The organism is Yersinia alsatica (genome assembly GCF_025133195.1).
GTDB lineage: Bacteria > Pseudomonadota > Gammaproteobacteria > Enterobacterales > Enterobacteriaceae > Yersinia > Yersinia alsatica.
The window spans coordinates 1,675,417-1,689,976 of record NZ_CP104006.1; the positions used below are offsets into that span (position 1 = coordinate 1,675,417).

Sequence of the window (14,560 nt, forward strand, 5' to 3'; positions counted from 1 at the left end):
TTAAATTTGGTGATATATATCACATTTACTCATTTCATTTTCTTAACCTGCCATTAACTCTCTTCCAGCCAGTTTTTTATTCCATAAATTAACATTTGCACTGTTTGTTATGCTGATAGGCAAGCAATCGTTTGTATTGCCGCCCGCGTAATATTTGTTATGTTGACAGGGTGCTGACCGGATTCATTCGATATCGGCAGCCACATCTGAAGTCTGAAAATAGGGTCGGGGACATGGCAAAAGTATCACTGGAGAAAGACAGAATTAAGTTTCTGTTAGTGGAAGGGGTGCACCAGAGCACGGTTGATAATCTGCGTGCGGCCGGTTATAGCAATATTGAATATCATAAAGGTGCCTTAGACACCGAATCACTGAAAGAATCTATTCGTGATGCTCACTTCGTCGGGATTCGATCGCGCACGCATCTGTCCGAAGAAGTTTTTGCTGCAGCAGAAAAATTGGTTGCAGTAGGTTGTTTCTGTATCGGTACCAATCAGGTTGATTTAAAAGCGGCCACCAAACGCGGTGTGCCGGTATTCAATGCGCCTTTCTCCAATACCCGTTCGGTAGCCGAAATGGTGCTGGGCGAGTTACTGCTGATGTTCCGCGGCATTCCCTCGGCTAACGCCAAAGCACATCGTGGCGAGTGGAATAAGCTGGCGGTAGGCTCCTATGAAGCCCGTGGCAAGAAACTGGGTATCATTGGCTATGGTCATATCGGTACTCAGCTGGGTATTCTGGCTGAAAGTGTTGGTATGAAAGTATTCTTCTACGATATCGAGAATAAACTGTCGTTAGGGAATGCCCAGCAGGTTCGCCACCTGTCAGACTTACTGAATATGAGTGATGTGATTAGCCTGCATGTGCCGGAAAATCACTCGACTAAAAATATGATTGGCCCTGAGCAGTTGGCACTGATGAAGCCGGGCGCGATGCTGATTAACGCCTCTCGCGGTACCGTGGTTGATATCCCTGCGCTGTGTGATGCATTGGCCAGTGATCATTTGGCTGGCGCGGCAATTGATGTTTTCCCTGAAGAGCCAGCAACCAATAAAGACCCGTTCAATTCACCATTGTGCGAGTTTGATAATGTATTATTGACTCCGCATATCGGTGGTTCCACTCAGGAAGCACAGGAAAATATCGGTGATGAAGTGGCCGGTAAACTGGCGAAATATTCTGACAACGGTTCAACGCTGTCAGCGGTTAACTTCCCAGAGGTTTCACTGCCAGCTCACGGCGATAATACCCGCCGCCTGTTGCATATTCATGAGAACCGCCCAGGCATTCTGACCAGCATCAACAAAATCTTTGCTGAGCAGAACGTCAACATCGCCGCACAGTATCTGCAAACCAGTGCTGAAATCGGTTATGTGGTTATCGACGTTGAAACTGATGATGCAGAAAATGCAGAAAAAGCCTTGCAGGCAATGAAGGCTATTCCAGGGACGATTCGCGCACGTTTGCTTTACTAATATACCTCTCGTCTTTGGCGTTCGCAGCTTGGCTGCAACGTCAATGATATTGGGTATGTCTATGTTGTGCGGTTCAGAAATGACTAAACACTCGGTGATTATAAAATACCGGGTGTTTTTTTATGCTGAAAATTCCCGCTCACCACTGCCAGACTTTTTCCGGCGTCACTATCTCTGGCAGCGGCACGTCCCAATATTCACTCGGTAAATGCGCTACTCGCTGGCAATCATGGGCCAGACCAATAGGATAGGGGCCGCCGTGCTGCCAATGCTGTAGCGTACGGTCATAGAATCCTCCACCCATACCCAAACGTTGCCCATGGTGGTCAAACGCCACTAGCGGGGTTATCACCACATCTAGCTGGTTTAAGGGCAGAACGTCGCGCACATCTAATTGAGGCTCAAGGATTTTCAGGCGATTACGCACAAGCTGACTATCAGGGCGATAGTTGAGAAATAACAGATTGCCGGGGCTAAAAGGATGAAGAACAGGGAGGTAAACCCGCTTTTTCTGCTGCCACAATAATTCGATAAGTGGGCCAGTATCCAGTTCACCATCAAAAGAGAGGAACACCGCAACAGTATTGGCTTGCTGAATTTTATTATGGGAAGCGATGTGTTTGGCGGCAAGATGAGCCGAATGTTGTTGTTGCTCGGGAGTCAAAAGACGCCGACGCTCACGAATTTCACTGCGAATTTTTTGCCGTTCAAGGGCGAGTTGCGGATTCAAAGGCATATCATCGACTTATACCCGTTATACTTCAAGTTGCATGTGCGTTGGCTGCGTTCAATCACCCGAATCACTTACTCATGTAAGCTCACCGGGACTCGCTCACGTGCCGCCTTCCTGAAACTCGAATTATTTAGGGTATGGAAAACATGCAGGTTGAGACAAGTAAGAAGAAAACTGCTTGTATCAAAAACGAACGCAATAACCAAAAAATACCGGTTACAGGATAAGAAAGGGATCTCCGAGATGCCGCCGCAGGCTGTAACCCTTGAACCCATGGTTCAAGGTGAACGCAGCGTCGCAACCTTAAGGCTTCTCGGCGGACCGAGCATGCGCACCGGTTACGGAGGCACTACATTCTGTTGGTATTAAATATCGGCTCAGGGGACTGGCCCGCTGGCAAACACCTCAGAGAAATTCTTTACTCACTGCTGAATCTATCACTCAACAGAGATTTATTCAAACTGTGCATCCTGACGTTCAGAGATGCGACCCTGTTCAAGCAATGCCTGTTCAATGGTCTGTTGTAGCATCCGTATACGTTGCTCCATATTGGAGGCATAGTCACGGGTTTTCAATCTTTCCTGAGCCAATTCGTGACATACGTTCAATGCCGCGATGAAAACTAACTGCTCAGTATTGGTGACTCTAGTGCGAACTTTCAGATCTTGCAACCGTTGGTTAAGATCTTCTGCTGCCATGTTCAACGCATCTTGTTGTTCTGGCGGACAATTAACTCTTAACGAGCGACCAAAAATTTGAATATCTACCGGTTGTGCAGACATGCGACCTTCCTGACTAATTTCGCGCCAGCCCTGAAAAACAGAGGCAAATTGCTTGTAGCTGCAAAGCGGGCGTCACTATATATACCTCGATACCAAGATACAACCCCTTTTATCCCCACCATCTTTCAAATTGCAGCTGTGCTGGCCGCTCTCAATCACCCGAATCACTTACTGATGTAAGTTTATACGGATTTTTGTGTTTGCCGCCTTCCTGCATCTTGAAATCTATAGGGTATATAGCGTTGCGTTTTCTGGTATAGCGACCTTTCTTGGTGGTAGCATAACACGAACTTATCCTGCCAACGATGACCAATACGCATGTCTATAGAGAATACATTACCAACTTACCAATCACTTGCCCTGGCATTAAACCAGCAAGCAGTGGCATTAACCCCTGCTGAAATGCATGGCCTGATCAGCGGCATGCTCTGCGGTGGCAGTAAAGACAATGGCTGGCGCGCAATGGTGCATGACCTGACCAACGAGGGTGTGGCCTTCTCACAGTCGCTGGATTTGCCGTTACAACAGTTACATGAAGCAACACAAGAAGCACTGGAAAACGAAGGTTTTATGTTCCAGTTGTTGATCCCTGAAGGGGAAGAGATTACGGTTTTTGACCGTGCTGATGCATTATCGGGCTGGGTAAACCATTTCCTGCTAGGGCTTGGAATGTTGCAGCCGAAGTTGGCACAAGTGAAAGATGAAGTGGGTGAAGCCATTGATGATTTGCGTAATATCGCTCAGCTAGGATATGACGAAGATGAAGATCAGGAAGAGCTGGCCCAATCGTTGGAAGAAGTTATCGAGTATGTGCGTGTCGCGGCTATTTTATGCCATATAGAATTTACTCAAGAGAAGCCGACAGCCCCAGAGATTCGTAAGCCGACATTACACTAAACGAGCTAGTATGATGTTTTGAATGATGAAAACCGGATATTTCAGGAGGGTGTAATGACTCAGCAAGAATACCAGAACCGTCGTCAGGCGCTGTTGGCGAAGATGGCCCCGGGCAGTGCAGCCATTATTTTTGCCGCACCAGAGGCCACACGCAGCGCGGATTCTGAATATCCTTATCGGCAGAATAGCGATTTTAGTTATCTGACCGGCTTCAATGAACCAGAAGCTGTGCTGATTCTGGTGAAAAGTGATGAGACTCATAACCACAGTGTGCTGTTTAACCGGGTGCGGGATTTAACCGCAGAAATCTGGTTTGGTCGCCGCTTAGGGCAAGAGGCTGCTCCCGCTAAATTGGGGGTCGATCGCGCCTTACCTTTTGACGAAATCGACGAACAACTCTATTTGCTGCTTAATCGCCTTGATGTGATTTATCACGCGCAGGGCCAGTATGATTATGCTGATAAAATTGTGTTCGCCGCACTGGAAAGATTACGTAACGGTTTTCGTAAAAATCTGCGTGCACCCGCAACGTTAACTGACTGGCGGCCATGGCTGCATGAGATGCGTTTGTTTAAGTCAGAAGAAGAAATCGCGGTGATGCGCCGCGCCGGTGAAATCAGTGCGATGGCCCACACCCGCGCGATGGAAAGATGCCGCCCGGGTATGTTCGAGTACCAACTGGAGGGGGAGATTCTGCATGAATTCACTCGCCATGGTGCGCGCTATCCGGCGTATAACACGATAGTCGGTGGCGGCGAAAACGGCTGTATTTTGCATTACACCGAAAATGAGTGTGGACTGCGCGACGGCGATTTGGTGTTGATTGATGCGGGCTGTGAATATCAAGGCTATGCCGGTGATATCACGCGCACTTTCCCGGTTAACGGCAAGTTCACCCCAGCACAGCGCGAGATTTACGACATTGTACTGGCATCTATCAATAAATCACTCGAATTGTACCGGCCGGGGACCAGCATCCGCGAAGTTACGGCGCAGGTGGTGCGCATTATGATTACCGGCTTGGTTAACTTGGGCATCCTGAAAGGTGATGTTGAACAGCTAGTGACTGATCAGGCGCATCGGCCATTCTTTATGCATGGCTTGAGTCACTGGTTGGGGCTGGATGTACATGATGTTGGCGATTATACCAACAGCGATCGCGGGCGTATTCTTGAACCCGGTATGGTGCTGACCATTGAACCTGGCCTGTATATCGCGCCGGATGCCGATGTTCCGCCACAATATCGCGGCATTGGCATCCGTATTGAAGATGATATCGTGATTACCGCCGACGGTAACGAAAATCTGACTGCCAGTGTGGTGAAAGATCCCGATGCTATTGAAGCACTTATGGCGGCGGCGAGATAACTGATGAGCGTGATAATTGTCGGTGGCGGTATGGCTGGCGCGACATTAGCGCTGGCTATTTCATCCCTTTCAAAAGGGGCGGTACCGGTGGCACTGGTTGAAGCCCAACAGCCGGATAACCGGCAGCATCCGGGCTTTGATGCCAGAGCCATCGCACTGGCGCAAGGGACATGCCAGCAGCTCGATAGCATTGGTATCTGGTCGGCGCTGGCAGATTGCGCGACCGCCATTAAACATGTTCACGTCAGTGACAGCGGTCATTCCGGTTTTGTGAATTTACAGGCGCAAGATTATCGCGTTCCGGCACTGGGGCAGGTGATTGAGTTGTTTGATGCCGGAAAACGGCTATTCGCTTTGTTACAGCAAGCGCCAGGTGTGACTCTGCATTGCCCGGCCAAAGTGGTTGAAGTGGTTCGTACTGCGGAGTCAACCACGGTGACACTGGATAATGGCCAACAACTGAGCGCCAAATTGTTGGTGGCGGCGGATGGGTCTCATTCTGCCTTAGCTCAGGCGTGCAATATTCAGTGGCAACAGCAGGATTATCAACAGATAGCGGTGATTGCCAATGTCACCACCTCTGAACTCCCCAATGGCCGAGCTTTTGAGCGTTTTACTCGTAATGGGCCATTGGCGTTGCTGCCAATGTCACAAGGGCGCAGTTCGCTGGTCTGGTGTCATGCCAAAGAAGATAAACAGCAGGTTGATAGTTGGGATGATGCCCGTTTTATAGCAGAGTTACAGCGGGCTTTTGGCTGGCGTCTGGGGAAAATCCTGCATGCGGGCAAGCGCCATAGCTACCCATTGCAATTACTGACTGCCTCACGTCATGTTAGTCACCGCTTGGCTCTGGTGGGTAATGCGGCCCAAACCCTGCATCCGATCGCCGGTCAGGGGTTTAATCTTGGACTGCGCGATGTTATGTCACTGGCTGAAACCATTGCACAAGCAGGCAAAGATCCCGGTGACTATGAGGTGCTCAGCCAGTATCAACAGCGGCGACAGCAAGATCAACAGGCCACTATCGGGGTAACCGATGGGTTAATTCACTTGTTCGCCAATCGCTATGGGCCACTGGTGGTTGGGCGCAACCTTGCGCTGATGTCAATGGAGTGTATCCCTACCATTCGTGATGCTTTTGCACGACGGACGCTGGGCTGGGTTAAGCGCTAACTTTGTCTACCCTTCATCTTTCAAGTTGCAGGTGTGTTGGCTGCTCTCGGCCTTCCGAATCACTTACTGGTGTAAGCTCATCGGGACTCACTCGTTTACTGCCTTCCTGCATCCTGAAATCTAGTGGGTAGACAAAGTTAGTATTTATTATGGGAATGTATTTGAATGCAATCATATGACATAGCTATAGTTGGCGGCGGAATGGTCGGCCTCGCACTGGCTTGCGGCTTACAAAGTAGTGGTCTGCGTATTGCCATTCTGGAGCATCAACCCGCTCAAGAGCCGCTACCAGCCCCGCTAACCGGTGAATTGGCATTGCGAGTCTCGGCGATTAATGCCGCCAGTGAGCGCTTACTGCAAAAAATTGGCGTGTGGGAGAGCATCTTGGCACTGCGCGCCAGTCCCTATAGCGGTATGGAAGTTTGGGATCAAGACAGCTTTGGCAAAATTGCGTTCCATGCTGATGAATACGGTTTCAGCCATCTCGGGCATATCATTGAAAATCAAGTCATTCAGCAAGCATTATGGCAGCGAGCCAGCCAACTGGCGGATGTGACCCTGTTGGCACCGGCCAGCCTCAAACAAGTGGCTTGGGGCGAAAGCGAAGCTTTTATCACCTTAACCGATGATCGTATGCTCAGTGCGAAGCTGGTGGTTGGAGCCGATGGCGCTAACTCTTGGTTACGTCAACATGCCGATATTCCACTGACATTTTGGGATTATGCCCATCATGCTCTGGTGGCGACGATTCGCACCGAAGAAGCCCATCAGGCCACGGCGCGCCAAGTATTTCACGGTGATGGTATTCTGGCTTTCCTACCATTTAGTGACCCTCATCTCAGTTCGATAGTCTGGTCCGTCTCCCCGGAACGTGCAGCTGAGTTAGTTGCGCTGCCAGCAGAGCAATTTAACCGCGAGTTAGGTATGGCCTTTGATATGCGGCTGGGGCAATGTCAGCTCGAAAGTGCGCGGCAAACCTTCCCGCTGACCGGGCGCTATGCGCGCAGCTTTGCGGCCCATCGGTTGGCTCTGGTGGGGGATGCCGCTCATACTGTCCATCCATTGGCCGGGCAGGGGGCCAATCTGGGCTTTATGGATGCCGCCGAGCTAGTTACTGAGCTCCGACGTTTACAGCGTCAGGGGAAAGATATCGGCCAGCATCTCTATCTGCGCCGTTATGAACGCCGGCGTAAGCACAGTGCCGCAGTGATGCTTGCCAGTATGCAGGGGTTCCGCGACCTGTTTGCCGGCAGTAATCCCGCTAAAAAGTTGTTGCGTGATATTGGGTTAACACTGGCCGATAACTTGCCGGGAGTGAAGCCGCAGTTAGTGCGGCAGGCGATGGGGTTAAATGATTTACCCGATTGGCTAGATGAGTAATCTTGTGGCTCACTAAATCTCTTCTCAGTTGAAATAATCTAATTTCAGCACAGTTTTCGCATTAGTTTTTTTCACGGATAACCAAAACCTGAAAAGTTGAATCCGACAGGGTTTTGGTTATTTAGTTATATAATATCGCTGTTTTTACTGTTAAATTGTTAATTATGTGCCTTCGTGCGCAGTTTTACAGTGAAAAACTCTGCACAATACCCCTGCCTTTTGTCGTCTTAAAGCATGCTATTGCCTATTTTAGCTTATGGTTACCTGATGAATTCGGTGATAACGTTGGGTAAAAGGTATCGTTTGCGTAGACCCGTCATACTTCACGTTGCATGTGCGTTGGCTGCCTTCGTTCGCCCCAGTCTCTTACTGATGTAAGCTCCTGGGATTCACTTAGTTGCCGCTTTCCTGCAACCCGAATTATCTAGGGTATATGCCTGTTTATGGTGAGTTAAAGTATCAGACACTCATTACATGAAACTGTTTGAGGTAAGAGATGGCTAAGCAGACCCCACTGTATGAGCAGCACGTGGCGTGCGGCGCGCGCATGGTAGATTTTCATGGCTGGATGATGCCATTGCATTATGGTTCCCAAATCGACGAACACCATGTCGTACGCACCGATGCCGGTATGTTCGATGTCTCGCATATGACCATTGTCGATCTACAGGGTACCCGTACCCGTGAATTCCTGCGCTACCTATTGGCCAATGATGTCGCCAAACTGACCCAACCGGGCAAAGCCCTTTACACCGGGATGCTGAATGCCTCCGGCGGTGTTATCGACGATTTGATTGTTTATTTCCTGCGTGAAGATTATTTCCGCTTAGTGGTTAACTCCGCCACCCGAGATAAAGACTTGGACTGGATAATTCAGCATGCTGAACCTTATCAGGTTGAAGTCACGGTGCGTGACGATCTGGCACTGGTTGCAGTGCAAGGCCCAGAAGCACAAAAGAAAGTGGCTACTTTGCTAACCCCTGAGCAGCAACAAGCCATTGCAGGCATGAAACCATTCTTTGGTATTCAAGCTGATGATTTGTTTATTGCCACCACCGGCTATACCGGTGAAGCAGGCTACGAAATCGCCTTACCTAAAGAGCGTGTGGTTGAGTTTTGGCAGCAACTGTTGGCTGCCGGAGTGAAACCCGCAGGCCTTGGCGCGCGTGACACTTTGCGTCTGGAAGCCGGTATGAACCTCTACGGTCAGGAAATGGATGAAAGCATTTCTCCTCTTGCGGCCAACATGGGCTGGACAGTGGCTTGGTTGCCAGAAGATCGTCAGTTTATCGGCCGTGAAGCACTGGAACAGCAACGTGCCAAGGGCACCGAGCAACTGGTTGGCTTGATCATGACGGAAAAGGGCGTATTACGTAATGAGTTGCCAGTGCATTTTTCTGATGCTTCGGGCAATCAACATGTGGGCGTGATAACCAGCGGTTCTTTCTCGCCAACATTGGGTTTCAGTATTGCATTGGCTCGTGTCCCCGCAGGGATAGGTGAAAATGCTGTGGTACAAATCCGTAACCGCGAAATGCCGGTGCGGGTCACAAAACCGGGTTTTGTGCGGGCGGGTAAGCCGGTCGCGCTGTAAATTTATTTGTCATTATTCCGAATTATACGAGCCTCACTTTTTGGCTCTACGCTTTTAAGGAGCAGCAATGAGCAATGTACCAGCAGAATTAAAATATGCGTCATCTCATGAGTGGGTTCGTGCCGATGGTGATGGCGTCTATAGCGTCGGGATCACTGAACATGCGCAAGAATTATTGGGCGACATGGTGTTTGTTGATTTGCCTGAAGTCGGTAGCGAAGTTTCTGCGGGTAGCGATTGCGCGGTTGCCGAGTCAGTAAAAGCGGCTTCTGACATTTATGCACCGATCAGCGGCGAAATTATCGCCGTGAATACTGAACTGGAAAGCTCACCAGAGTTGGTGAACAGCGCACCTTATACTGACGGCTGGTTGTTCAGCATTAAAGCCTCTGATGAAGGCGAGCTGGCAAATCTGTTAGATGCCGAGGCTTATTTAGCATCTATCGAAGAGTAAATGAAGTTAGGGCTATTTTATTTGCCATTTTGACGCAGGGCAGTGCTCAGACAAAAGCGCAAATGCTTTTGAACGCCTATCAAGGCGGCCCGCATTGGTGAGCGGAGCGAGTAATCCTGACCTACTCATGATTTATAAGCTCATGTGTAGGTCCGGTTCTGGCGCGCTGTCCGTGTCCAAATAGCCTGTAAAATTACGCCCTATGAAATCAGTCCAGCTTCCCGTCCCATGCTCTATTCAGGAATTTGTAGCAAATGACTCAGAATCTCAGCCAGCTTGAACATAACGATGCTTTTATTCAGCGCCATATCGGCTCTTCAGCTGAACAACAGCAACAGATGTTGGCCGCCGTTGGCGCCAGCTCGTTAAGTACATTAATCCAGCAGATTGTTCCGGCAGATATCCAATTGCCCAGCCCGCCGCCAGTGGGTGATGCTGCCACTGAACATCAGGCGTTAGCGGAACTTAAAGGGATTGCCAGCCAGAATCAGCGCTATAAATCTTATATTGGTATGGGCTACAGCCCAGTACTGACGCCACCGGTTATCCTGCGCAATATGTTGGAAAACCCCGGTTGGTACACCGCTTATACCCCATATCAGCCTGAAGTTTCTCAAGGCCGCCTTGAGGCTCTGCTGAACTTTCAGCAATTGACTCAAGATCTCACCGGGCTAGATTTGGCATCCGCTTCTTTGCTGGATGAAGCCACGGCGGCGGCAGAATCCATGGCGCTGGCTAAGCGCGCCAGTAAACTAAAAGATGCGAATCGTTTCTTCGTTGCCGATGACGTGCATCCACAAACACTGGATGTGGTACGTACCCGCGCGGAAACCTTTGGTTTTGAAGTGATTGTTGATAGCGCCGAAAAAGTGCTAGAGCTGGAAGGCGTGTTCGGTGTGCTGCTACAACAAGTGGGCACCACGGGCGAACTGCATGACTATTCAGCGCTGTTGTCTGAGCTGAAAAAACGCAAAATTATTACCAGTGTTGCCGCCGATATCATGGCCTTGGTGCTATTGACTGCGCCGGGCAAACAGGGCGCTGATGTAGTATTTGGTTCTGCTCAACGCTTTGGTGTACCTATGGGTTACGGTGGCCCACATGCGGCCTTCTTTGCTTGTCGCGATGAATTTAAACGTTCGATGCCGGGCCGGATTATCGGGGTATCTCGCGATGCTGCGGGTAATACCGCGCTGCGCATGGCGATGCAAACTCGTGAGCAACATATTCGCCGCGAAAAAGCCAACTCCAATATTTGTACTTCGCAGGTGCTGCTAGCCAATATCGCCAGCTTGTATGCGGTTTATCACGGCCCACAGGGCTTGCAGCGTATCGCTGGCCGCATTCATCGCATGACGGATATTCTGGCTGCTGGCTTACAGCAAGCCGGTCTTACCCTGCGTTTCCAGCACTGGTTCGATACTTTAACTGTTGATGTTAAAGATAAAGCGGCGGTGCTAGCTCGTGCATTAAGCTTCGGGATTAACCTGCGCACCGACATTCACGGCGCAGTAGGGATCACACTGGATGAAACCACTTCGCGTGAAGATATCCAGACGCTGTTTGCCCTATTAGCCGGTGATAACCACCGTTTGGATATTGACCAGCTTGATGCCAAAGTGAGCCAAAATAGCCAGTCCATTCAGCCAGCGATGCTGCGCCAAGACCCGATTCTGACTCATCCGGTATTTAACCGTTACCACAGCGAAACCGAAATGATGCGTTATATGCATCGTTTAGAGCGCAAAGATTTAGCACTGAATCAGGCGATGATCCCGTTGGGCTCTTGCACCATGAAGCTAAATGCTGCCGCTGAGATGATCCCAATCACGTGGCCAGAATTTGCTGAATTGCACCCATTCTGCCCGCCGGAGCAGGCTGCCGGTTATCAGCAGATGATTGGTCAGCTGTCTCAGTGGTTGGTGCAACTGACCGGTTATGATGCCGTCTGCATGCAGCCAAACTCAGGTGCGCAAGGTGAGTATGCCGGTTTGCTGGCTATCCGCCGTTACCATGAGAGCCGCAATCAGGCGAACCGCCATATTTGCTTAATCCCAAGTTCAGCCCACGGCACTAACCCGGCGTCTGCCCAGATGGCCGGTATGTCGGTAGTGGTGGTGGCTTGTGATAAACAAGGCAATATCGATTTGCACGATTTACGCCAAAAAGCAGGCGAAGCGGGTGACGAGCTGTCTTGTATTATGGTGACTTACCCGTCAACCCATGGTGTGTACGAAGAAACTATCCGTGAAGTTTGCCAGATCGTCCATCAGTTTGGCGGTCAGGTTTACCTTGATGGCGCGAACATGAACGCACAGGTGGGGATTACCACTCCGGGCTATATTGGCGCAGACGTTTCACACCTTAACTTGCATAAAACTTTCTGTATCCCACACGGCGGTGGCGGCCCAGGCATGGGGCCAATTGGGGTTAAAGCGCATTTGGCACCTTTTGTTCCTGGTCACAGTGTGGCGCAGATTGATGGCATGACCACCCAACAAGGCGCGGTTTCTGCGGCACCTTTTGGTAGTGCGTCAATCTTGCCAATCAGCTGGATGTATATCCGCATGATGGGAGCCGATGGCCTAAAACGTGCCAGTCAGGTGGCTATTTTGAATGCCAACTACATTGCTACTCGCCTAAAAGCGGCTTATCCGGTGCTGTATACCGGGCACGATGGCCGTGTGGCGCATGAATGTATTCTGGATATTCGCCCACTGAAAGAAGCGACAGGTATCAGCGAAATGGATATCGCCAAGCGCTTAATTGATTTCGGTTTCCATGCGCCGACCATGTCCTTCCCGGTTGCGGGCACCTTGATGGTCGAACCGACTGAATCTGAAAGCAAAGTTGAGTTGGATCGCTTTATCGACGCGATGCTGGCTATCCGCGCTGAAATCGAAAAAGTAGCACGAGGCGAATGGCCGCTGGACGATAACCCATTGGTCAATGCGCCCCATACTCAAGCTGAGTTGGTGGGTGATTGGCAGCATCCTTACAGCCGCGAGCTGGCAGTATTCCCAGTTGCCGGGGTGATGGAGAATAAATATTGGCCGAGCGTGAAACGTCTGGATGATGTGTACGGCGACCGTAATTTATTCTGCTCATGTGTGCCGATGGCTGATTACGAATAGTTTGGTGGCTAGTGGGGGCTGCACTGTTCGCCGCTCTGACGGCTTATGCCGTGCGGTACATTTCCCTACTTTGTTATCTGGAGGGTCGCGCAAGCGGCCCTTTTGTTTTATTGGTATTCCCGTTATCAATGACTACTCTTACTCTTCAAATTTGCAAACAGACTCACGACTGAATCAGGAGCAAGGATATGCATAAAAAAGTCGCGCTAGTGACAGGAGGCAGCCGGGGAATTGGCCGCGCCACAGCATTACTGCTGGCAAAACACGGTTATCGGGTAGCCGTAAATTATATTAATGATGAGCAGGCTGCCCGACAGGTGGTGGCAGAAATCGCGGCAGCGGGCGGCTTGGCGGTGGCATTACAAGCGGATATCGCCGATGAGTCTCAGGTTATCGCACTATTTGAAAAGCTGGAATCTCAGTTGGGGCCAATCACGGCACTGGTCAATAATGCAGGAATTTTATTCACGCAATCCACTATCGAAGGGTTGACGGCTGAGCGCATTAATCGGGTGCTGACCACGAACGTGACCGGCTATTTTTTATGCAGCCGCGAGGCGGTCAAACGTATGGCATTGCGCCACGGTGGCAATGGCGGCGCGATTGTTAATGTCTCTTCTGCTGCTGCGCGGTTGGGGGCTCCCGGCGAATATCTGGATTATGCCGCGTCCAAAGGCGCGATTGATACATTGACCACCGGCTTATCGTTAGAAGTGGCGGCTCAAGGTATCAGAGTCAATGGCGTTCGGCCGGGCTTAATCTATACCGACATACACGCCAGTGGTGGCAGAAGCTATTGTCTGGTTGCTATCAGACAATGCTTCTTATGTTACCGGCAGTGTGCTGGACATGGCTGGCGGGAAATAAACAGCAGCAATATTTTGCTACTTCAGCCAGCCTTTCCGCTGCGCCGCTTGTAACTGAGGCAATAAATGCTGCCAAATTTCAGGGTAGCATTCTGCCACTAACTGGTTGCGATCAAGGACTTGTTGCAGCTGAATACCATTCTCTATCCAACTTTGCCCCTCGGTATGCAGGTTAATCAGCATGGGTAAAATGCGGTCCAGCACAGTAGCAAAGCGGGCATCGGCAGTTTCTTCGGCTTCATACTCATCCCACAGCTGCGTAAATTGTCTGCCTAACTCTGGCGGCAACAGGCCAAATAAGCGTTTGGCGGCAGCCACTTCTTGTTCATGAATAGCGGCTCTGGCCACCAGATCATAAACAATGACATCACCAGCATCGATTTCCACAATATCGTGCAGTAGCGCCATTTTAATCACGCGATTGATATCGACATCCGGGCCTGCATAGGGTGCCAGACTCATGGCTGCCACCGCAAAATGCCAACTGTGCTCGGCCGAATTTTCTTGTCGCAGACTGGCAATCACTTTGGTTCGTCGCTGTATATCTTTCAGCTTATCGATTTCCATCAGAAACTGGATAGTCTCTGTCAGTGGGCCAAAATCCAGAACTGATGACATAGCAAACCTCATTATTCTTGGTTGTTATTGATGTTGAAGCGGTATTCGCTGCGCTAACTTACCTAAATCACGGAGCCCAATATATA

The 14,560-nt window shown here is 50.2% G+C and carries 11 protein-coding genes, 1 other RNA gene and 1 pseudogene; 9 read left to right on the top strand and 4 right to left on the bottom strand.

Annotated features, from left to right (window positions below):
- Positions 1 to 233 precede the first annotated feature (233 nt).
- Positions 234 to 1,475: a phosphoglycerate dehydrogenase gene (serA, locus tag N0H69_RS07305; protein ID WP_050124066.1), complete on the top strand. Its 1,242-nt coding sequence runs from the start codon at positions 234 to 236 to the stop codon at positions 1,473 to 1,475.
- A 139-nt stretch (positions 1,476 to 1,614) separates the two neighbouring features.
- On the opposite strand, the gene N0H69_RS07310 is transcribed toward serA, so the two are convergent.
- The 3 genes from N0H69_RS07310 to zapA form a co-directional block, all read right to left on the bottom strand.
- Positions 1,615 to 2,211 carry a 5-formyltetrahydrofolate cyclo-ligase gene (locus tag N0H69_RS07310; RefSeq protein ID WP_050152283.1) on the bottom strand — a complete coding sequence of 199 codons (597 nt, stop codon included), beginning with the start codon at positions 2,209 to 2,211 and terminating at the stop codon, positions 1,615 to 1,617.
- Positions 2,212 to 2,439: 228 nt separating this feature from the next.
- Positions 2,440 to 2,623, bottom strand: a non-coding RNA gene (ssrS, locus tag N0H69_RS07315) — 6S RNA.
- Positions 2,624 to 2,660: 37 nt separating this feature from the next.
- On the bottom strand, positions 2,661 to 2,990 hold the full coding sequence (zapA, locus tag N0H69_RS07320) for a cell division protein ZapA (RefSeq protein WP_004706812.1): 330 nt from the start codon (positions 2,988 to 2,990) through the stop codon (positions 2,661 to 2,663).
- Positions 2,991 to 3,308: 318 nt separating this feature from the next.
- Between zapA and N0H69_RS07325 the strand changes: the two genes are divergently transcribed.
- From N0H69_RS07325 to N0H69_RS07360, 8 genes and pseudogenes are all read left to right on the top strand, one after another.
- Entirely contained in the window at positions 3,309 to 3,887 is a 579-nt protein-coding gene (locus N0H69_RS07325; RefSeq protein WP_050124068.1) for a YecA/YgfB family protein, read from the top strand.
- 54 nt (positions 3,888 to 3,941) lie between these two features.
- Positions 3,942 to 5,255, top strand: coding sequence for a Xaa-Pro aminopeptidase (gene pepP, locus N0H69_RS07330; RefSeq protein ID WP_050152282.1), 1,314 nt, complete (start codon positions 3,942 to 3,944; stop codon positions 5,253 to 5,255).
- A gap of 3 nt (positions 5,256 to 5,258) precedes the next feature.
- Complete coding sequence (ubiH, locus tag N0H69_RS07335; RefSeq protein WP_050152281.1) at positions 5,259 to 6,428, top strand: 2-octaprenyl-6-methoxyphenyl hydroxylase; 1,170 nt, start codon at positions 5,259 to 5,261, stop codon at positions 6,426 to 6,428.
- 165 nt (positions 6,429 to 6,593) lie between these two features.
- Positions 6,594 to 7,808 carry an FAD-dependent 2-octaprenylphenol hydroxylase gene (gene ubiI / locus N0H69_RS07340; RefSeq protein WP_050152280.1) on the top strand — a complete coding sequence of 405 codons (1,215 nt, stop codon included), beginning with the start codon at positions 6,594 to 6,596 and terminating at the stop codon, positions 7,806 to 7,808.
- Positions 7,809 to 8,304: 496 nt separating this feature from the next.
- Positions 8,305 to 9,402, top strand: coding sequence for a glycine cleavage system aminomethyltransferase GcvT (gene gcvT, locus N0H69_RS07345; protein ID WP_050124072.1), 1,098 nt, complete (start codon positions 8,305 to 8,307; stop codon positions 9,400 to 9,402).
- A 67-nt stretch (positions 9,403 to 9,469) separates the two neighbouring features.
- On the top strand, positions 9,470 to 9,856 hold the full coding sequence (gene gcvH, locus N0H69_RS07350; protein ID WP_050097997.1) for a glycine cleavage system protein GcvH: 387 nt from the start codon (positions 9,470 to 9,472) through the stop codon (positions 9,854 to 9,856).
- A gap of 254 nt (positions 9,857 to 10,110) precedes the next feature.
- Entirely contained in the window at positions 10,111 to 12,990 is a 2,880-nt protein-coding gene (gene gcvP, locus N0H69_RS07355) for an aminomethyl-transferring glycine dehydrogenase (RefSeq protein WP_050152278.1), read from the top strand.
- A gap of 188 nt (positions 12,991 to 13,178) precedes the next feature.
- Positions 13,179 to 13,857: pseudogene (locus tag N0H69_RS07360) on the top strand (SDR family NAD(P)-dependent oxidoreductase).
- 17 nt (positions 13,858 to 13,874) lie between these two features.
- Here N0H69_RS07360 and N0H69_RS07365 read toward each other — a convergent pair.
- Positions 13,875 to 14,474, bottom strand: coding sequence for an HD domain-containing protein (locus N0H69_RS07365; protein WP_050152277.1), 600 nt, complete (start codon positions 14,472 to 14,474; stop codon positions 13,875 to 13,877).
- Between the last annotated feature and the right edge of the window lie 86 nt (positions 14,475 to 14,560).

Excerpts from the sequence above, each read along its gene's own strand:
- serA (WP_050124066.1), top strand. The coding sequence starts at position 234 with ATGGCAAAAGTATCACTGGAGAAAGACAGAATTAAGTTTCTGTTAGTG.
- N0H69_RS07310 (WP_050152283.1), bottom strand. The coding sequence starts at position 2,211 with ATGCCTTTGAATCCGCAACTCGCCCTTGAACGGCAAAAAATTCGCAGT.
- zapA (WP_004706812.1), bottom strand. The coding sequence starts at position 2,990 with ATGTCTGCACAACCGGTAGATATTCAAATTTTTGGTCGCTCGTTAAGA.
- N0H69_RS07325 (WP_050124068.1), top strand. The coding sequence starts at position 3,309 with ATGTCTATAGAGAATACATTACCAACTTACCAATCACTTGCCCTGGCA.
- pepP (WP_050152282.1), top strand. The coding sequence starts at position 3,942 with ATGACTCAGCAAGAATACCAGAACCGTCGTCAGGCGCTGTTGGCGAAG.
- ubiH (WP_050152281.1), top strand. The coding sequence starts at position 5,259 with ATGAGCGTGATAATTGTCGGTGGCGGTATGGCTGGCGCGACATTAGCG.
- ubiI (WP_050152280.1), top strand. The coding sequence starts at position 6,594 with ATGCAATCATATGACATAGCTATAGTTGGCGGCGGAATGGTCGGCCTC.
- gcvT (WP_050124072.1), top strand. The coding sequence starts at position 8,305 with ATGGCTAAGCAGACCCCACTGTATGAGCAGCACGTGGCGTGCGGCGCG.
- gcvH (WP_050097997.1), top strand. The coding sequence starts at position 9,470 with ATGAGCAATGTACCAGCAGAATTAAAATATGCGTCATCTCATGAGTGG.
- gcvP (WP_050152278.1), top strand. The coding sequence starts at position 10,111 with ATGACTCAGAATCTCAGCCAGCTTGAACATAACGATGCTTTTATTCAG.
- N0H69_RS07365 (WP_050152277.1), bottom strand. The coding sequence starts at position 14,474 with ATGTCATCAGTTCTGGATTTTGGCCCACTGACAGAGACTATCCAGTTT.